Genomic DNA, 17,362 nt, shown 5'->3' on the forward strand with positions numbered 1-17,362 from the left:
CAGGGGCTCGGTCGTGTAAGATCGACCACCGTCCCCACAACGAGACCCGCCATGAAAGCCTCCGAACGCCACCGCGCCATCCTCGATCTCGTACGCATTGGCGACGCCAACGTCGAGCAATTGAGCGCGGCACTCGGAGTCTCGGAAGCCACAGTGCGACGCGACCTGACCATGCTCGCCAAACAGCGGCACCTGGTGCGGACCTATGGCGGCGCGACTGCGGTAATCGGCGTTCATGAGCCGGAAGCCTCACTCGAAGAACGCAAAACATCCCAGTGGGAACAGAAAGACGCCATCGCCCAGGCTGCGGCGGCTCACGTTCAGGATGGCGATACCGTGTTGCTTGATGGCGGCACCACGTGTGCTGCGCTGGCCCATCATCTTTGCTCGCGACAAGACGTGCATGTGGTCACCAACAACCTGCTCGCCGTGATGACTTTGGCCAATGCGCCGGGGGTGCGGTTGACGTTGATCGGTGGCGATCTGCGCGGTTCGAGCATGAGCACGTTGGGGCCGCTGGCGGAGCTGACGTTGAGTCGGCTCAGTGTCGACAAGGCTTTTCTTGGTGCGGATGGTGTGGTGGCGGAGTTTGGGTTGTGTGAGGCGAGTGCGCAGCAGGCGTATTTGAAGGAATGCATCATCAAGCGGGCGGCGCAGATTGTTGTCCTCGCTGACACTGACAAATTGGGTCGTGCCCGGCAGCAGCACTGGACGCCGATTGAGCGGGAGTGGCGGTTGATTACCGGCTCCACCGCGGATGAAGCTGCGCTTGCGCCGTTTTATGCGCTGAAGCAGATCACTGTGGAAACTGTGAGCGTCGACAACGCTTAAGGTTGTGAACGTTTTTATGCAAAAGACCCATTTTATGATCGTTTTTGTGCACGTAGATTCGTTTTTACGCACAAAGCATATGCCAACACCCTCTCATTGACGCAAAAAGCCCCGATTGATTCGGGGCTTTTTTATGCATGCGATTTAGATAGGTACGACGTTACTGGCTCGGTTGTTACATGGCGCGTCCAACACCTTCACCACATCATCAATGATCGCCTTGCTCATATCCTGCAAGTAATTCGATGCCCAGGCGTGCCGGTCGGTGTCGCGAACCATGGCCGCGTCTGACGCGAGCAGTTTGGCGACGTGGAGCAGATCGGAGGCGTGGGAGAGGGCTGCAATGACCGGGACGCCGGCGTTGATGCGGAAGAGCGGTTCGTTGGCGTGGTAGGAGAAGGGGGTGAGGCCGATGGTTTTAAGGTCTTTGGGGTTGGTCATTGAGCACCTCCGGTTTTTGGGCGGTGGTGGGTGATGGCAGGCGTAGCAAAGAGGGAAGTTTTGAACGGATCAATAGCGTGCATTTGCAATACTCCAAAATCAAAGTAGAGCTGCCGCGTTCGTTCTCAGGCGAATGGGTGGCAGCTGTGCGCAGGCTGAGAAACCGGTATGCACGACCCGGCAGACCCGAAGGTCTCCCACGCACAGCCGCCATTGCACGGAAATGCAGGCACAAAAAAACGCCGGCAATCGTGATTTAGGGCGCTGGTGCGCGCGCATATTACCCGGGTTCTCAGGCCCGGTCGCTGAATTGGCAGCGACGGTCTGAAGGTAGCTTGAGGGCGGCGGATGCGCAATCGTGGCTAGGTGGTGGCTTGTGTGCAAATTTAACAAAGGAGATTAATAAGAATTTTAAATTACACCTACGTCGGAAAATTCATTCGACTTTTTAGGAGGGATTTGTAGGAGCGCTGTGTCACTGAACTAAAAAAGTCAGCTATATTTATGGCTTGGATCGAGCCTTGAAAAAATGCGGGTGTATGTTGAAAAAAATAACAAAAAACAATTCAAAAAACAGATCGATTGAAGGTAGGGTTTTTTATTTTTCTGTAATGTTTTCCAATTTTTGGATGACGCTAATTTCTCCCGTTATCATTGGTGCGTTTATTAGTAAATATTTTGCGACTGGGGAATTATCTAAGTTTACGTTGGGTGAAACGGTACTTTTTTCATTAAGCGCTTTTCTGCATCTAGTGTTTACCAGTGTTTTATTGTCGTCGAGCACTCGTAAATCCGTGACTCAAGAAGTAGAGAAGCTTATTAAGCAGAATAAGATTTTCAGAAAGATAGTGATTCCGAAAGCTTCCCAAATGTATCAAAACCTAAAGTTTCAACAAACTGTGTCGTATATTTCCACGTTGGAGTTGGAGAATTTAATCGATGAAATCAATGATTCTAATAATACTGACTGCACAAGCGCTCGGGTATCTGCTGATTTAGGAAAAATACTTTCGCCTCTAGTCAAATATAGAGCGGAGCTTTTTGGTTATAGCTCAACGGCTTTATATAACTTTGCATTATACCTTTATAATGAGAGCACAGCTCAGCTTGAGCTTAAATGGAGAAGCCATGATGACAGGCTCGTTACCACGGGGAGGAGCTGGAAACCGGGATTCGGCCATGTAGGATTAACATACATTTTGGATGAGATAAAAATTTGCCATGATATTACTAGGAGCACGGAGCTTTCGGTAAGCTCAAGTACTATCGGTGATGAGCATAAATATAAGTCATTTCTTTCTATGCCAATAAAAGACTCTGCAAAACTCAGCTCTGGCAGCAAACCGTTGGGTGTGCTAGTATTCACTAGTAATGAATCTAATCAATTTTCCCTGGAGAGAGATAAGATGTTAGGCCTGACAATAGCTAAACTCTTATCGATTTATCTGGATAAACGATTTGGAGCAAGATCATGAGGATATTTAATTTTCTTTCAAAGAAAAACAGCGAAATTGATAAAAATAGAGTTGCTGGCGGAAATGATATATATCATTCGTCGATATCTATGTTTTTTGAAGACGAGCTTTTAAAGGGCTCCGAAGAGAAAAATTCGTTTGTAGCGAGCTGGGTTGATTCTGAAATAAAAAATAGCGAAGATTATTTTAATAATGAGCTGAGGTCATCAGTTTCAAAAGAGTAGAGTCTTGTATTTGTTAATGACTAAGTAAGAGTTTTTTGAGTTTATATACTTACTTCGGTTCAATGCAGCATCACTATAATGAACTTAGGTGTCGAAGGCTCTAATTAGAGGCCGTCCTGAGTGGAATTATGAAATTACGATTTGTTGACGAGAGCCCGACCTGTTCGGGCTTTTTTACGTCCGGAAAGGTACTGGGCGCCCCAGGAAAATGTGCCCCTAACAACAGATCTCTTAAATCTCTGCGAGAGCTTCCTGATTAGCGAAGAAGTCACGTCGAGCTCGGATTGTAATAATTACACCGCGTAACTAATGATGTTCCCGCCCCCACCTTTATCCCCTCCAGCGAACTCCCTACATTGAACTCCAACGCCGACCCATTCATTCCGAAGGGAAGGTCACTGGAGATTCCTCATGCCTTTCGTAAGCGTACGCATCACCCGCGATGGCGTTACCTCTGAGCAGAAAGCTCAGGTGATCGCCGAAATCACTGAAACCCTGGAACGCGTCCTGAAGAAGGATCCGCACCTGACCCACATCGTGATCGAAGAAGTCGACACCGATAACTGGGGCTACGCCGGCATCACCACCACCCAGTATCGAAAGCAGCTGGCTGAGGCGGAGGGCAAGTCATGACCGCGTCCGTCTCCATCGATTTCATCTCCGACGTGGTGTGCCCGTGGTGTGCATTGGGTGCGACGGCGCTGGAGCAAGCAATCGAGAACGTGGCCGGTGAGATTTCGGTGGAGCTGACCTACAAGCCTTTCGAACTGAACCCGGACATGCCGGCAGTCGGCGAAAAAGCGGTCGAGCATTTGATGCGCAAATATGGACGCACCGCCGCAGACGTCGCCGCTGGCAAAGCGATGCAGATCGAACGTGGCGCGGCCCTGGGTTTCAAGTTCGATCTGGACAAGCGCACTCACTTCTACAACACGTTTGATGCGCATCGGCTGCTGTTGTGGGCGTTGCAGGAAGGGCGGCAGGTCGCACTCAAGAAAATCCTGCTCCGCGCTTACTTCACCGACGGCCAGAACCCGAGCGATCGCGAGACGTTGGTGAGTCTGGCTGCTGAAGCGGGACTGGATGCGGCGGCGGCTCAAGAGGTGTTGGCGTCCGGCGCATTTGCCAAAGAAGTGCGTGAGCTTGAAGCGTTTTACCGCCAGCACGGCATCAACTCGGTCCCGGCCATGGTGCTGAACGGTCGCCACCTGGTGTCCGGTTCGCAGTCAGTCGAGTACTACGAACAAATGTTGAGACAAATGGCCAAGGCCCCCGCCGAAGCCTGATTACTTACTTATTCAAACCATTCTTAATTAGTAGAGGTTCATCATGAGCAATTCGAAAAAAGTCATCGTTATCACTGGCGCATCCCAAGGCCTCGGCGCCGGCATGGTCAAAGCCTTCCGCGATCTGGATTACAAAGTTGTCGCCACTTCGCGTTCGATCAAACCGTCCACCGATCCGGACATCCTCACCGTGGCGGGCGACATCGGCAACCCGGAAGTCGCACAACAAGTCATCCGTGAAGCCATCGCACGTTTTGGTCGCATCGACACCCTGATCAACAACGCCGGCATCTTCATCGCCAAACCGTTCACCGCGTACACCGCCGAAGACTACGCCAACGTGCTGTCGGTGAACCTGAACGGCTTCTTCTACATCACCCAACTCGCGATCAACGAGATGGAAAAGCAAGGCAAAGGCCACGTCGTCAACATCACCACCAGCCTGACAGACCACGCGATTGACGGTGTGCCGTCGGTATTGGCCTCGCTGACCAAAGGTGGTTTGAACGCTGCGACCAAGTCCCTGGCGATTGAGTACGCCAAGCGCGGGATTCGGGTGAACGCGGTTTCCCCGGGCATCATCAAGACCCCGATGCACGGCGAAGAAACCCATGCAGCGCTGGGCAGTCTGCACCCGGTCGGCCACATGGGCGAAATCAACGACATCGCTCAGGCGGTTGTGTATCTGGACAACGCCAACTTCGTCACTGGCGAAATCCTGCACGTCGATGGCGGTCAGAGCGCCGGTCACTAAGACCTCTTTGACTTGTCCACAGCGCCGTCGATCACTATCGACGGCGTTTTTATTGGAGAACGCAGCATGAACACCCACGCTCACAAGGTTTTCCTGATCACCGGCGTCAGTTCAGGTTTCGGCCTGGCCTTTTCGCAAGCAGCGCTGGCGGCGGGGCACACGGTGGTTGGCACGGTGCGGCGCGAATCCGAGTGCGCCGCGTTCGAAGCGCTGGACGCCCATCGCGCTAAAGCGTTCGTGCTCGACGTCACCGATTTCCCATCCATCGAACCACTGGTGGCTGACATCCTGCGCGAGGTGGGGCAGATCGACGTGCTGGTGAACAACGCCGGCTATGGGCACGAAGGCATTCTCGAGGAATCGCCACTGACTGAAATGCAGCGCCAGTTCGACGTCAACGTGTTTGGCGCGGTGGCAATGATCAAAGCAGTCCTGCCCGGCATGCGTGAACGGCGCAGCGGGCATATCGTCAACATCACCTCCATGGCCGGCTTCATCACCTTGCCGGGCATCGCTTACTACAGCGGCAGCAAATTCGCCCTTGAAGGCATCAGCGAAGCGCTGGCCAAAGAAGTCGAAAGCCTGGGCATCCACGTGACCGCCATGGCACCTGGCTCATTTCGCACCGAATGGGCGGGGCGCTCGATGATCCGATCCGGTCGCACCGTGAGTGACTACGACGCGGTGTTCGATCCAGTGCGCAAGGCGCGGGAAGAGAAGAGTGGCAAGCAGGCTGGCGATCCGCAAAAGGCTGCGCAGGCGTTGCTGACCTTGGTCGCCGCTGAAAAGCCGCCGGTTCATCTGTTGCTGGGTAAGGATGCGGTGAGGTTGGTGCGTGAAAAGATTGCGCGGTTGCAGGGGGAGATTGATGCTTGGGAGCATCTTTCGGTTTCTACGGAGTTTGAGTGATTGATGGCCGGTGTATAAAAATCCAGAACCCAGAAACAACAAAGCCCTCGTATTTCTACGAGGGCTTTGTTTTGTGGTATCGGCAATAGATCTGAAAATCATTTGGGCGCCCCCCTCCTCTCGTAGGAGGCGAGTGATTCCATTCGCTACAGTCAGAAAAGCGCCACATCTTCTTCGTCGGGGACTTCGTCGGGGACTTCGTCCGTGACAATCACCCGTGCGTGTGCGCTGTGCTCGTCCTCCATGCGCAACCCGAAGTAGCGGGTATCGTTGGCGTCCCAAAATGCCTCTATCTGCGCCATGGCTGCATGTTCAAGCAGCACCTCGGCGCTGTGCTCCAAGATGATCGAGTAACGTCGTTCGGTGTTCATTACAAAGGGGCTCGCAACGGCGGAGTGAAGTGGCAGGTTGTGCATAAGCACTGCTGTCATTATGCCGCCTCACTGATTTTCGACCGTAACCGCTCATCGTTTCGGTGAGATATGTAGATGCACGGTACCAGAATTGGCTGCGTCGATTCCGCACCTTTGATGAATATAACCACCCTTCAGCGAGCGGGGCGCAAAAAGGGGCGAACACGAAACGGGGAGCGAGCAGAGGAAACCCAGGAGCGTAAGACCCTGTCTAGTCCTGAAATAGGTTTACACCTGTTTCACCCTAACGCCCGATGCACCGCATCGGGCGTTTTGTATTTCAAAGACAGGTGCGGTCGCTCGCCGTTGTAGATCGATACCGACTCACTCACCATCTTCTTCGCTTGCGTCAAATCCTGCGGCCGCTGAAGCATAAGCTCTGTCTTCAGTATCCCGTTGACCCTCTCTGCCAAGGCATTTTGGTAGCAGTCATAGCCATCCGTCATTGAACATCGAATGCCGTATTTCGCGTGCAACGCTTGGTACATCCCCGAGCAATATTGGATACCTCTATCTGAGTGGTGCACCAACGGCTGCTCTGTCCGACGGTGCTTTACCGCCCAGCTCAGCGCGTGTGCTACCGACTCGGCATGAAGGCTTTCATGGACGTGATAGCCCACGATCTTTCGCGAAAAAGCATCCGTCACAAGGCTCAGATAAGCCACACCTTCCTGAGTTGGCAAATAGGTTATGTCAGCCACCCAGACTTGTTCCGGGCCGCAGGGAACAACCTGATCAGGACCTGGTTTGAGCAGGTTCGGGTGGCGGTGAAAGCGATGATGACTATTGGTCGTCTTGTGATAAGCCCGCTTGCGAGCCACCAATAAACGCCGTTCACGCAGAATCGAAAACAGCCGATCTCGCCCCACTTGCAGCTCAAGTTGAGGCTGGCATTGCAGCAAGTAATACAGCTTTCGGGTGCCCAGCCGCGGCTGCCGCAGGCGCTTTTGTTGAACGAAATCGGCAACTTTCTGATCCAGAACCAGACGAGCTGCATCGGCGCGATTGCGTTTGTAGTAAGCCTGGCGGCTTATCCCCATGAACTGGCAAGCCCTGCTGATGCTCAGGTTTTGGATTCGTTTTTGCGCGAGGACTTGCCGGGACGCTTTTTTACGACAGAGAGACCGTAGTCATTTTTCAAGACATCCACGACCGCCTCGAAAAACTGCGCTTTCTGATTGGACAGCGCCAACTGTTCTTCAAGCTCTTTGATGCGTTGTTCTGGCGTTAATGGTCGGTTTTTGTCGGGCATAGACCCCATCCTCGGCGAGCCAATGTATGTGCCTGGGCTCCAATCCTGCCGACCGTGCTTGCGTAACCACGTCAGAACGGTCGTTTTGCCTTGAATCCCGTAGCGCTCCTGAGCCTCTTTATAGCTCAGCTCGCCTTTTTCGACCTGATCGACTACCGACAATTTAAAGGTCAGCGTGTAGTCTCGCTGACTACGCCTTTTTGCTGATTCCATTACGTCCTCCTGAAAAACAGATCAGAAGGTGTAAACCTTATTCAGGACGGGACACCCATAAACGAAAAAGGCCCACCTTTCGGTGAGCCTTTTTCGATACTGCGTATGGTGCGGGCACCAAGAGTCGAATGGATATTTAACTATTTGCCATTAATGATTTTTCTGAAGGTAAATATTCTTTTCTACCTCTAAAACTACCCTTTACTTCTAGATAAGGAAGGTCCTCTCGCTCTTGGCCTAGCTGATGAGCTTGGCAAAGGGGCAGGACTGTCAAGTGGTGTGATTGTGACATCCTAGGCTTAGGGTCGTCGCTGCGAGGTGAGCTGCGTCGGCGAGCAGATAAACGAACTATCCGTGCAGGTCACTAGTAAATAGCTGACTGTGCATAAAATCTATGAATACCCGTAGTCTTAGAGAAAGGTGTTTGCTCGAGGGCCACAGAAGCCTGAACACCCCGGTGTGAACCGTATAGTCTGCTAACACCTGAACCAGTTCGCCGTTTTTGATGGACTTAGAAGTCATGAAGTCAGGTAGGCAAGCAATTCCCAAACCTGAACGAGCCACATCGACAATCACTTCAGTCGTGTTGCATACCATAGTCTGAGGTAGCTCGAAATCCGGCTCTCCAGTCTCAATGCGTAGCGGCCAAGGTTCAACCTTCCCAGTCGAAGGAAACTTGTGCAACAAACATGAGTGCGTAGCGAGTTCTGCTGGCCGTTTGGGTACACCGTACTGTGCGAGATAGTCCGGAGACGCCACAATCTGGAGCTGAAAGCCCCCCAGCCTTTTAGAAATCAACCGAGAGTCACTAGGCTCGCCTGTTCGCAACACAGCATCAAAGCCCTCCTCAATAACGTCGACCATTCGATCAGAAAAATCAATGTCGAGTTCTATTTCGGGGTAAGTGCGCATGAATTGAATGATTGCTGGCATCACTAGACCGCTGACTAGAGGCAAGCTAATTCGCAATTTGCCCTTCGGTTGTTCACGGGCATTGCTTAGCTCCATTTCTGCGGCTTCAAGCTCCGACAGTATCCGTCGGCACCGCTCAAGAAACAGTGACCCTTCTAACGTCAGGGCAATACTGCGGGTGTTGCGCTGGAATAGGCGTACTCCGAGTTTCTCCTCCAGCCGACCAATACTTTTGCCGACGCCAGAAGAGGAAATACCTAGTCGTTTCCCTGCTTCTGTAAAGCTTCGAGTCTCAGCCACCAATACGAATAGTGAAATGCTGCCAAGCGATTCCAAGGGCTGCCCTCACTGCGGACACCAGCGTCCGATATGTTCGGATTATAGGCCTGTTTTTGTTTGCGGACGCAAGCCCTAACCTCTTGTCGGCCGATCACCGCGGACAACCGTGCGCTGAGGACCAACACCTCCGCACACCAATCAGGGAAACATTCAGATGAATTCAACACGCAGCGTTCAGGCGGCTCCCCAGTTTTTGAAGTGGATGCAGTTATTCGCAGCTTGCCTGACAGGCGTTCTCATCCCGCTTTGCTTCACCGGGCCGGCAGTTGTCCTCTCTTCCATCAGCGCTGCCATGGGCGGATCTGCTGTCGAGCTCAGCTGGGTCGTCAATGCATACATCCTGACTTATGGCAGCGCCATGATGGCGGCAGGGAGTCTGACGGATATCTATGGACGCAAGCGGGTATGGCTGATTGGTCTAGTAATCTTTGTGTTGTCTACCATTGCTATTCCCTTCTCTTCCACTGTTTTGCAGATTGATGTCCTACGGCTTGTACAGGGGTTGGGCGGAGCAGCTGCTTTCGCCGGCGCCATGTCGTCTCTAGCTCAGGTATTCCACGGTTCTGAACGCACCAAGGTTTTCAGTCTCCTTGGGACGACTTTCGGCATTGGATTAGCTTTCGGCCCATTGGCAGCGGGGCTACTGGTCGACTCTGCAGGCTGGAAATGGACGTTCCACGCTACGGCATTGATAGGTGTAGCGGGCTTCGTACTTGTCTGCGTGAGCGCGACTGATTCTAAAGACCCGGCTAACAATGGTATGGACTGGCCCGGTGCTCTCAGCTTCACGGCCGCACTAACCTTGTTTACCTATGGCATTCTCCTCGCGCCTGAGGATGGCTGGGCCAGCCCAATCGTTTTGGGAAGTGTCGCCGGCGCGATCTTGCTGTTCATGATATTCGTGCTGATAGAGCGCCGAACCAGTAGTCCTATGCTCGACCTTTCGTTGTTCAAGCAATCCAAGTTTGTTGGTGTGCAGATTCTTGCAGCGAGCCCTGCATTCTTTTTTGTCGTCCTCATCATCATGCTCCCAGCGCGATTCATCGGAGTCGATGGGCTTAGTGCTTTGCAGACCGGACAAATGATGATCGCACTGGCCGCACCGTTGTTGCTTGTGCCGTTTCTGGCTGCTCAGCTCGCGCGACACTACACCTCAGGGATGCTCTCGGCGATCGGGCTGATGCTGGTGGCTGTCGGACTGTTTTGGCTAGGCGTCGTGCTAGATAGCGGAGTCAGTAATGCGGTAATGCCTATGGCGCTGATCGGCATCGGCATTGGCCTGCCTTGGGGTTTGATGGATGGCATGGCCGTTAGCGTGGTTGAAAAAGAACGCGCGGGAATGGCCACAGGGATTTTTAACGCAGTTCGCGTTTCCGCCGACGGTATAGCCATCGCCGTCGCCGGGGCGTTGCTGGCGACGTTCATTCAATGGGGGCTATTCGACGCCGCCACGAATTTTGCACCACATCAGATTATGGAGGCATCCAGCCGGGCTGCGCTCGGCGATCTGCAGAACGCCGGCAACCAACTACCAGGGCAGTCAGAGCTTTTGCGCCACGAGTACGCGAACGCGTTTCGTCATCTGCTTTTCATCTTGGGCGCTGGCAGCGTGCTCACGGCAGTGGCTGTGTTCGCAACGCTCGGTCGAGTTAGCGCGCATGATCATCAACCAGTAGAAGCAGTCCGTCCCGTGATCGTGGGTGACCGCGAGTGATCGGGCGGATACGAACGAGCGGCGATTCCAATGAAGCTCACCCTGCGTTTTCCCGAGTGTTCGCACCAGGCCATCTTACGTTTGGCCTGATCGCGCCGCTGGAGGGATATCCCAACCTCATGGCTCCGACTATGCAAGATCATGTTGACTTGGCCCGACAAGCTGACGTCGCTGGTTTCTCAGCGATCTGGCTACGCGACGTGCCTCTGCTGGATCCGGAGTTTGGAGACGCGGGCCAGATGTTTGATCCCTTGGTGTACGCAGCTCACTTAGGGGCGGTCACTCAAAGAATCTGTATCGGTACTGCCGGGATTGTACTGACGCTACGCGATCCCTTGATGGTCGCCAAGCAAGCCGCAACCCTTGATGTGCTACTGCAGGGCCGCTTTCTACTCGGACTCTCAACGGGAGATCGGCCCAGCGAGTATCCAGCATTCGGCCAGGACTTCGACAACCGGGCGGAGCGATTTAGAGACGGTTGCGAAATTTTGCGTATCGCTACCCAACAGTCTTTTCCCAAGTATGAGCTTTGTCACTATGGCAGGCTCGACGGGACACTGGATTTGCTTCCAAAGCCATGGTCCACGCGAATGCCAATGCTCGCCGTTGGCCGTTGTGGGCAAGATATGAAGTGGTTGGCATCGCATATGGATGGATGGCTATGGCACCAAAGCGACTTTGGCAGCCTGCCCAACTTGATTGAGCAATGGCAGTCCTGTACTGAGCCTGGCACATTCAAACCCTACGGCTATGCGACATTTTTCAACCTGGAAGAAAACCCCGACGCCCCCTTGAAGGTTGGACGAGGGATAAGCACCGGCCGCAATGCGCTCATTGACTTGTGGCAGCGACAACAAGCGCAAGGTGTTTCACATGTCGCATTGAACCTGAAGCCATTACGACGGCCTGCAAAGGACGTCTTGCAGGAACTTGCAGAATACGTGCTGCCGCTTTTTCCGGCACAGGGAGCGAGCCTTGTCTGATCGAAATGCTCCATCCGCTCAAGATTTGCTGAACCAAAGTACCGACCTGCCCCGGAGCCCCATACGTATGTGGCTCGCTGGTTGGATGGTAGTGTCGGTGTTTATCTTGTCCAATACAGCGACCCCGCTATACGTCTTGTGGCAGGGCCAACTCGGTTTCGCATCATCGACCCTTACGTTGATATTCGCAGCTTATATCTTGGGGCTATTGCTCAGCTTGCTGATAGCTGGACAAGTATCTGATCGCTACGGCCGCAGGGTGGTACTGCTGCCCGGTCTAGTCTGCGCTATGTCGGCTGCATTGCTGTTCAGGTCCGCCGAATCAGTTGAAGGATTGCTTTTTGCACGCCTACTCACAGGTATTGCCGTGGGGATTATCGTCTCAGCGGGGATGGCAAGTGTTGTTGACCAGGGTGGTGTGCAGAGGCGAAGGCTATCTTCGTTAGTGGCCTCAATGTCGATGGTGCTGGGCGCAGGCCTCGGGCCTTTGCTGGCTGGAAGCCTTGCCACGTTTGCCAGCCGGCCGATCGAAAAAGTGTTTACCTTGGAGCTGGGGATACTTGCACTCGCTTTTCTGATCGCCTGGACGATGCCAAACGGAGCGAGTGACACCCAACGAAGAGGCGGCGCCAGATGGAGGCTCCCTTCGGTAGAGCGACATCATCGCCTTCACATACTGCTAGGTGTCGCGCTGTTCGGTCCAGGAATCACAGCTACATCGTTTGTCTTGTCGTTGGGACCGTCTCTAATGGCAAGTCTGCTCCACATTAAAACACCGCTGATGGCAGGTGCCACTGCGTTTCTAATGTTTATCTCGGCTTTCGCCGTACAGATTGTGCTGCGTCGGCGAACTGTTGAACACATCTTCTATTTCAGTGCCGCCGCGACCTTCGCCTCGATGCTGGGTATCTCCACTGCGATAGTGATCTCCTCTCCCGCTGTTCTGATTATCGCCGCGTTGCTAGCCGGTGCCGGACAGGGATTGGGGCAACTGGGGGGGCTGACGTTAATAGCCTTGAGGGTATCGGACAACAAGCGGGCGCAGGCAAATGCATTACTCAATATGGGCGGCTATGTGCCCGCGGGCCTACTGCCTGTAGCAACTGGTTTCTTGATCGACCGAACTAACTTGGCCGTCGGTGCTTACACATTGGCAGGCCTGCTCGCTAGCTGTGCGCTACTCGCAGCCTGGTTCGTCGCAAGAAACAAGGAAGAAGTTCACTACTATTGACGACCTAGGAGGTCATCATGCGCTCTACAAAGTCCAACCCTGCTAAACCTAATCCAATGCGTGTCAGCCGCAACAAGATGCAATTAGGGGTTTTTTCCACCAACACGGAGGGTGGTTGTACGGTGACGAATGCGCCAGAGCGGATTCGAGGGGATGACTGGGCGGGCAATCTGGAGATCGCGAAGGATGCGGACCGGGCAGGTTTTGAAGCGTTCATCCCGGTCGGCCGTTGGAAGGGATTTGGGGGCGCCAATAACACCGGTGGTGTGTGTTACGAGACCTACACGTGGGCGGCGGGTATCGCTGCACTGACTGATCAAATCGCGGTGTTCACGACGTCGCATTTGCCGACTGTACACCCTCTGTTCGCCGCTAAACAGGCGGTTACAATCGATCACATCAGCGGCGGACGATTCGGTCTAAACATTTTGTGCGGCTGGTATGGCGCTGAGATGAGGATGTTCAGCGGCCAGATGATGGAACACGACAAGCGATATGACTACGCTGAAGAGTGGTTGCACATCGCGCAAAACGCCTGGCAGCAACAGACCCCTTTTAACTTCAAAGGGGAGTATTTCACGATCTGCGACGCGATCTCTCAGCCGCAGCCAATCAACAAGCCTTACCTTATCAACGCTGGCGGCTCCCCTCGCGGGAAGCGGTTCTGCGCAGAGCATTGTGATGCGGCGTTCTTGATCATCAAGCACTTGGATGGCGAAGCGGCTGTGCGTGAACAGATCGCCTCCTACAAGGATCTCGCCAAGAACGAGTTCGGCAGAGACCTCAAAATTTGGTGCTATGGCTACGTTGTTCAGAAAGACACGCAAGAAGAAGCCGAAGCGTACCTTGACTATTACGCAAACCAAGTGGGCGACGACGAAGGGTGCGACATCATCACGACCGAACTGGGCATTCAGACCGGAATCTTTACGCCGGAGGATGCGGTCCGGTTCCGTTTTCACTTCAAGGCTGGCTTTGCTGGCGTACCGTTGGTAGGAACGCCAGAACAGATTGTAGAGCTCTTCCAAAAATATTCAGACTGGGGAATCGACGGCATCGCGCTTACATGGTTGGACTACCACCAAGGGATCAAGGACTTCGTGGCGGGCGTACAACCACTCATGGAGGTTGCAGGTTTGCGCGAGCCATTCCTTAAGGAAGCTCTACCAGCGCCGAAAGAGGAGCGGGAGGCTGTGGAAGTGGCATAACTGTTGGGGCCCCGGCGAATTTACCTAGGGGCCCAACTCCAACTTAGATTTCCAACATCTTTTGCGGATTAGAAAGGGTCACCTCCGCGCGGCGAGAGACAACCAGTTCAAACGTATCAAACCACTGTTGGCTTCGTTCGAGCCAGTCGTTGACGTCCATCTGGCTCGTTTGCCCCAAGTCTGAGCTATAGACAACATTGGGGACAGACGACAATACCTCGCGAAAATCCTCTTCTTGTTGATACCCTAAAAGATAGGTCAACGCTGTCTGTTCGATGTACACATTTGGGGCTGCGGCGATCTCTAAAAGCTCGGCAGCCTTCAAATCAGTCAACGGGTTAGCTGGTTGATTGAGCATCAAACGTGGCACACCCAACCGAACGGATTCATCAACTAAAGCACGAACCTCGCGAGCGTCAGCGTGGCCGGTTGATATCACAAGAGGGTAGTCACACGCCATCTTGAGTACATCCAACGCCTGGGGCGTTAGCCGCCCTGCGTCTGTTGTCACGCGGAGGGGCTTGATCGGTTTGCTTAGCAATAGCGGATGGCTGACATTACGAGCGAGGGTGCTGGTGTGCTTGCGTCCTGTCACTGTAGGAAAGTGGACAATGAAGCGTCCCGGTTCGTCGCCGCGCAAACACAGACTTCGCTCCACGACCCTGAAGTCAACACCTCCTGCAATCTCGTTTAAAACCAAAGAGCCGCTGACGGGAAAACCCTGCGAGCGCGCCTCCCAGGCTTGTCCGGCAGTGCATCCCATGTGATTTTTCAGTACGACCCAGCCTTTTGCTGCTGCGTACAGCTTCCCGGCATCTATTGCGCCGTGGCGGCGAATGAACGCATCCGGATTCGCGTGGTAATGCAGGTCTATAAACCTCGGGGAGTGGCTATTACCTTTGAGATCGTTCATGCCGCGCGTTCCGACCGGGGTATAAGAAAAGTGTCGACTGCGCTCAGCACCGAATCGAGGTCGTCAGCCAAAGGTCGCATACCTCCCCCCTGGATGCAGAGTGTGCGCTGATTGTTTCCGGTGGTTTCTATCGCGTGCGTCTGGGTAACAAGTTGAGATCGCTCGCCAACAATACTCAGGACCCTTCCTTGATATTTCTGCAGGCTGTGACTGAGATCGATACCGGCCAAAAATCCAAAACCACGCGTTAGCCGTTGTCCCTGTACCACGAGGGGAACGTTACTTTGACTCTCTGTGGTCTGCTGAGGAACCCCGTCCTCGGGTAAAACGAGCGCATCCAATAGGCGCTTGGCTTCTTCAACTTGGCCAAGGCTTGCAAGCTCTGCCATTCGCCCAAGTCTGGCATCCAGTAACGCGTTGGCTTTGGCCGGGGATGAGAGCAGCAGCAGAGCCGTCGTGGACGCAAGTGAAGATGAGCTAACCAGCTCTAGGGCCAAGGCGCCGCCTAATGCGACGCCGGCAAGTACGTTGGGTACGCCCCAAGGTTGCAGTACCTCAGCCCAACGCTCGCTAAAGGTTTTCAAAGTCTCACCTGCGATAACCGGTATCGAGAGCGAATCAAACACCACCACCCGATAGCCTGCGCTGAGAAAGTGGCCTATCAGGGGCTTGATAAATGCTCCTTCATCCCACACAGGCATGACCGGGGAAAGAACAAAAACGGACAACTTCCCTTCCCCATACTCTTTGAATTGCACGTCCTGGTTCATTGCTTTGCTCCTGCAGAAATAACAAAGCCCACTTTTACAAGCAGGCCGATTGTGATCAGTGGATCCGGTTAGAGGGTGAGACCAAGCTTTGCTACGATGTCGGCATAGCCTTTCATAGTGGCCTCGACTATTGAGTGCGCTGGCTGTACGTCTTTGATTAAATCCGCCACCTCGCCTGCCCAAATAGCCTTAGTACCTATGTCATCCTCTGCCAGGGCCTGTTCGTACTGAGGCCGCAACTGATCAATTGCTGCCGAGAACGCCTTTTCATTGCCTACCCATGACTCGGAAAAGTGGTTCGCGATTGCCCGCCCGCTGTACTCCGCGGGCCAGGATATTCCGCGCACGTCATCAAAGATGCGGGTTCTGACGGTATCGCTTGCGACGGCGTGGACCAGTCTGCTTTTCACCCGTTCTGAGGGGAGTGCTTCGTCGGACGCCAAGAACCGCGTTCCCATCATTACCCCGTCCATTCCGAGCGCCATCGCCGCGGCCATTCCCCGGCCGTCAGCTATCCCACCGGTTCCGATCAGGATTACATCCTCGCCCACAGCATCCCGAACTGCCGGGAATAAAGGCATGGAGGATCTGCGCAAGCTATGCCCCCCTGCTTCCGCACCCTGCACTATCAATGCATCGGCGCCGGCGTCGAGGGCGTAGAGCGCCTGGTCAACGTCATGCACCTGAACGATAACTTTCGCGTTCGCTTGATGAATGGGACCGACAAATGGACGGACATCGCCAAAGGACAGGGCTACCACGTCCGGGCCATAATCCAACGCCAAATGCAGTAACTCGAAACGTTTCGCGACTGTGAACATAACCAGCCCGATGCCCCAGGGCTTGTCCAGATTTTGCATGAGCGGCAACTGCTGAGCCATCCAGTCAGGGTCCCCATAGCTTGCTCCCACTAGGCCAAGGCCACCTGCGTTTGAAACTGCTGCCGCCAACCGTCCTCCGGACGCTCCCCCCATGGGCGCGAGAACCAGCGGGTGCTGGATGCCCAGGAATGTTGTTAACGCTGAATGAATTGCGACCATAGCTTCTTCCTTGATCGAATATTGATAGGCTTGGGCGGGGCGCAGCGCCAAGCACTGCGCACGCGGTTGCAGCTAGCCAACAGTTTCGAGGGCGGCGGCGGTGGCGGGGGTGATGTATGTGGCGACGGTGTACAGGTGGTATTCCCAAGTACCAGTTTCTTTCAAGCGCGAATAACGCGAAAGAAATTCCTCGTCGGTGAAGAGCGATTCGAACTGCCCACGATCACTCCACTGAGCTTGGTTGATGACCGTCTTACCGTCCGTACTCTTCATCAAACGGCTCCACTGGAAAGCACTGTATGTCCTTGCGACGTAGTTGACCGTGTCTTCCAGAATTTCCACAGCGAGGTCCTGCGCGCCTTCTTGGACATGCACCACATTCACGAGGTAAATCGCGGTGTCGTCCGAAACAGATTGAGGGTCAAACAATTCCATTTTCATGGTTATCTTCCAT

At 53.9% G+C, this 17,362-nt stretch carries 18 protein-coding genes and 1 pseudogene; 11 read left to right on the forward strand and 8 right to left on the reverse strand.

Annotation, left to right across the window (positions count from 1 at the left end):
* Positions 1 to 51: 51 nt before the first annotated feature.
* A complete protein-coding gene (locus RHP74_RS01470; RefSeq protein WP_311097369.1) occupies positions 52 to 831 on the forward strand; it encodes a DeoR/GlpR family DNA-binding transcription regulator in 780 nt (259 codons plus the stop codon).
* Between the two features lie 144 nt (positions 832 to 975).
* Here RHP74_RS01470 and RHP74_RS01475 read toward each other — a convergent pair whose 3' ends face one another.
* Positions 976 to 1,272 carry a DUF3077 domain-containing protein gene (locus tag RHP74_RS01475; RefSeq protein WP_311097371.1) on the reverse strand — a complete coding sequence of 99 codons (297 nt, stop codon included), beginning with the start codon at positions 1,270 to 1,272 and terminating at the stop codon, positions 976 to 978.
* A gap of 539 nt (positions 1,273 to 1,811) precedes the next feature.
* On the opposite strand from RHP74_RS01475, the gene RHP74_RS01480 reads away from it, so the two are divergent.
* The 6 genes from RHP74_RS01480 (at position 1,812) to RHP74_RS01505 (ending at position 5,920) form a co-directional block, all read left to right on the forward strand.
* Positions 1,812 to 2,747: a hypothetical protein gene (locus RHP74_RS01480; RefSeq protein ID WP_311097372.1), complete on the forward strand. Its 936-nt coding sequence runs from the start codon at positions 1,812 to 1,814 to the stop codon at positions 2,745 to 2,747.
* Positions 2,744 to 2,971: a hypothetical protein gene (locus RHP74_RS01485; protein WP_311097374.1), complete on the forward strand. Its 228-nt coding sequence runs from the start codon at positions 2,744 to 2,746 to the stop codon at positions 2,969 to 2,971. The genes RHP74_RS01480 and RHP74_RS01485 overlap by 4 nt, the downstream gene beginning before the upstream one ends.
* A gap of 411 nt (positions 2,972 to 3,382) precedes the next feature.
* A complete protein-coding gene (locus RHP74_RS01490; protein ID WP_059406388.1) occupies positions 3,383 to 3,604 on the forward strand; it encodes a 4-oxalocrotonate tautomerase family protein in 222 nt (73 codons plus the stop codon).
* A complete protein-coding gene (locus RHP74_RS01495) occupies positions 3,601 to 4,257 on the forward strand; it encodes a DsbA family oxidoreductase (protein ID WP_010464653.1) in 657 nt (218 codons plus the stop codon). The genes RHP74_RS01490 and RHP74_RS01495 overlap by 4 nt, the downstream gene beginning before the upstream one ends.
* A gap of 43 nt (positions 4,258 to 4,300) precedes the next feature.
* Positions 4,301 to 5,011: an SDR family NAD(P)-dependent oxidoreductase gene (locus tag RHP74_RS01500; RefSeq protein ID WP_145309145.1), complete on the forward strand. Its 711-nt coding sequence runs from the start codon at positions 4,301 to 4,303 to the stop codon at positions 5,009 to 5,011.
* A gap of 66 nt (positions 5,012 to 5,077) precedes the next feature.
* On the forward strand, positions 5,078 to 5,920 hold the full coding sequence (locus RHP74_RS01505; RefSeq protein ID WP_311097378.1) for an oxidoreductase: 843 nt from the start codon (positions 5,078 to 5,080) through the stop codon (positions 5,918 to 5,920).
* Positions 5,921 to 6,072: 152 nt separating this feature from the next.
* Here RHP74_RS01505 and RHP74_RS01510 read toward each other — a convergent pair whose 3' ends face one another.
* From RHP74_RS01510 to RHP74_RS01520, 3 genes and pseudogenes are all read right to left on the reverse strand, one after another.
* Positions 6,073 to 6,291, reverse strand: coding sequence for a hypothetical protein (locus tag RHP74_RS01510; RefSeq protein WP_311097380.1), 219 nt, complete (start codon positions 6,289 to 6,291; stop codon positions 6,073 to 6,075).
* 253 nt (positions 6,292 to 6,544) lie between these two features.
* Positions 6,545 to 7,798: pseudogene (locus RHP74_RS01515) on the reverse strand (IS3 family transposase).
* Positions 7,799 to 8,146: 348 nt separating this feature from the next.
* Positions 8,147 to 9,046, reverse strand: a complete 900-nt coding sequence (locus RHP74_RS01520) for a LysR substrate-binding domain-containing protein (protein WP_311097382.1) — start codon at positions 9,044 to 9,046, stop codon at positions 8,147 to 8,149.
* Positions 9,047 to 9,203: 157 nt separating this feature from the next.
* On the opposite strand from RHP74_RS01520, the gene RHP74_RS01525 reads away from it, so the two are divergent.
* The 4 genes from RHP74_RS01525 (at position 9,204) to RHP74_RS01540 (ending at position 14,185) form a co-directional block, all read left to right on the forward strand.
* Positions 9,204 to 10,763 (forward strand): MFS transporter, encoded by a 1,560-nt coding sequence (locus RHP74_RS01525; RefSeq protein ID WP_311097383.1) that lies wholly within the window; start codon positions 9,204 to 9,206, stop codon positions 10,761 to 10,763.
* Positions 10,760 to 11,746, forward strand: coding sequence for an LLM class oxidoreductase (locus RHP74_RS01530; RefSeq protein ID WP_311097385.1), 987 nt, complete (start codon positions 10,760 to 10,762; stop codon positions 11,744 to 11,746). Before RHP74_RS01525 ends, RHP74_RS01530 begins: the two co-directional genes overlap by 4 nt.
* Positions 11,747 to 11,813: 67 nt before the next feature.
* Entirely contained in the window at positions 11,814 to 12,977 is a 1,164-nt protein-coding gene (locus RHP74_RS01535) for an MFS transporter (RefSeq protein WP_311097387.1), read from the forward strand.
* Between the two features lie 17 nt (positions 12,978 to 12,994).
* Positions 12,995 to 14,185: an LLM class flavin-dependent oxidoreductase gene (locus tag RHP74_RS01540; protein ID WP_311097389.1), complete on the forward strand. Its 1,191-nt coding sequence runs from the start codon at positions 12,995 to 12,997 to the stop codon at positions 14,183 to 14,185.
* Positions 14,186 to 14,228: 43 nt separating this feature from the next.
* Here the strand turns inward: RHP74_RS01540 and RHP74_RS01545 are convergent, their stop codons facing one another.
* The 4 genes from RHP74_RS01545 to RHP74_RS01560 all read right to left on the reverse strand — a co-directional run bounded on the left by RHP74_RS01545 (position 14,229) and on the right by RHP74_RS01560 (position 17,349).
* A complete protein-coding gene (locus RHP74_RS01545) occupies positions 14,229 to 15,098 on the reverse strand; it encodes a DUF6282 family protein (protein ID WP_311097390.1) in 870 nt (289 codons plus the stop codon).
* Positions 15,095 to 15,868 carry a hypothetical protein gene (locus tag RHP74_RS01550; RefSeq protein WP_311097391.1) on the reverse strand — a complete coding sequence of 258 codons (774 nt, stop codon included), beginning with the start codon at positions 15,866 to 15,868 and terminating at the stop codon, positions 15,095 to 15,097. The genes RHP74_RS01545 and RHP74_RS01550 overlap by 4 nt, the downstream gene beginning before the upstream one ends.
* A 68-nt stretch (positions 15,869 to 15,936) precedes the next feature.
* Positions 15,937 to 16,908 (reverse strand): nitronate monooxygenase, encoded by a 972-nt coding sequence (locus tag RHP74_RS01555; RefSeq protein WP_311100408.1) that lies wholly within the window; start codon positions 16,906 to 16,908, stop codon positions 15,937 to 15,939.
* 72 nt (positions 16,909 to 16,980) lie between these two features.
* A complete protein-coding gene (locus RHP74_RS01560) occupies positions 16,981 to 17,349 on the reverse strand; it encodes an antibiotic biosynthesis monooxygenase (protein ID WP_311097392.1) in 369 nt (122 codons plus the stop codon).
* Positions 17,350 to 17,362 lie beyond the last annotated feature (13 nt).

This window comes from Pseudomonas sp. SG20052 (assembly GCF_031766055.1).
In the GTDB taxonomy this organism is placed as follows: Bacteria; Pseudomonadota; Gammaproteobacteria; order Pseudomonadales; family Pseudomonadaceae; genus Aquipseudomonas; species Aquipseudomonas mandelii.

Bases quoted from the DNA above. Each gene is read 5' to 3' on its own strand.
- RHP74_RS01470 (WP_311097369.1), top strand. From the start codon at position 52: ATGAAAGCCTCCGAACGCCACCGCGCCATCCTCGATCTCGTACGCATT.
- RHP74_RS01475 (WP_311097371.1), bottom strand. From the start codon at position 1,272: ATGACCAACCCCAAAGACCTTAAAACCATCGGCCTCACCCCCTTCTCC.
- RHP74_RS01480 (WP_311097372.1), top strand. From the start codon at position 1,812: ATGTTGAAAAAAATAACAAAAAACAATTCAAAAAACAGATCGATTGAA.
- RHP74_RS01485 (WP_311097374.1), top strand. From the start codon at position 2,744: ATGAGGATATTTAATTTTCTTTCAAAGAAAAACAGCGAAATTGATAAA.
- RHP74_RS01490 (WP_059406388.1), top strand. From the start codon at position 3,383: ATGCCTTTCGTAAGCGTACGCATCACCCGCGATGGCGTTACCTCTGAG.
- RHP74_RS01495 (WP_010464653.1), top strand. From the start codon at position 3,601: ATGACCGCGTCCGTCTCCATCGATTTCATCTCCGACGTGGTGTGCCCG.
- RHP74_RS01500 (WP_145309145.1), top strand. From the start codon at position 4,301: ATGAGCAATTCGAAAAAAGTCATCGTTATCACTGGCGCATCCCAAGGC.
- RHP74_RS01505 (WP_311097378.1), top strand. From the start codon at position 5,078: ATGAACACCCACGCTCACAAGGTTTTCCTGATCACCGGCGTCAGTTCA.
- RHP74_RS01510 (WP_311097380.1), bottom strand. From the start codon at position 6,291: ATGAACACCGAACGACGTTACTCGATCATCTTGGAGCACAGCGCCGAG.
- RHP74_RS01525 (WP_311097383.1), top strand. From the start codon at position 9,204: ATGAATTCAACACGCAGCGTTCAGGCGGCTCCCCAGTTTTTGAAGTGG.
- RHP74_RS01535 (WP_311097387.1), top strand. From the start codon at position 11,814: ATGTGGCTCGCTGGTTGGATGGTAGTGTCGGTGTTTATCTTGTCCAAT.
- RHP74_RS01540 (WP_311097389.1), top strand. From the start codon at position 12,995: ATGCGCTCTACAAAGTCCAACCCTGCTAAACCTAATCCAATGCGTGTC.
- RHP74_RS01545 (WP_311097390.1), bottom strand. From the start codon at position 15,098: ATGAACGATCTCAAAGGTAATAGCCACTCCCCGAGGTTTATAGACCTG.
- RHP74_RS01550 (WP_311097391.1), bottom strand. From the start codon at position 15,868: ATGAACCAGGACGTGCAATTCAAAGAGTATGGGGAAGGGAAGTTGTCC.
- RHP74_RS01555 (WP_311100408.1), bottom strand. From the start codon at position 16,908: ATGGTCGCAATTCATTCAGCGTTAACAACATTCCTGGGCATCCAGCAC.
- RHP74_RS01560 (WP_311097392.1), bottom strand. From the start codon at position 17,349: ATGAAAATGGAATTGTTTGACCCTCAATCTGTTTCGGACGACACCGCG.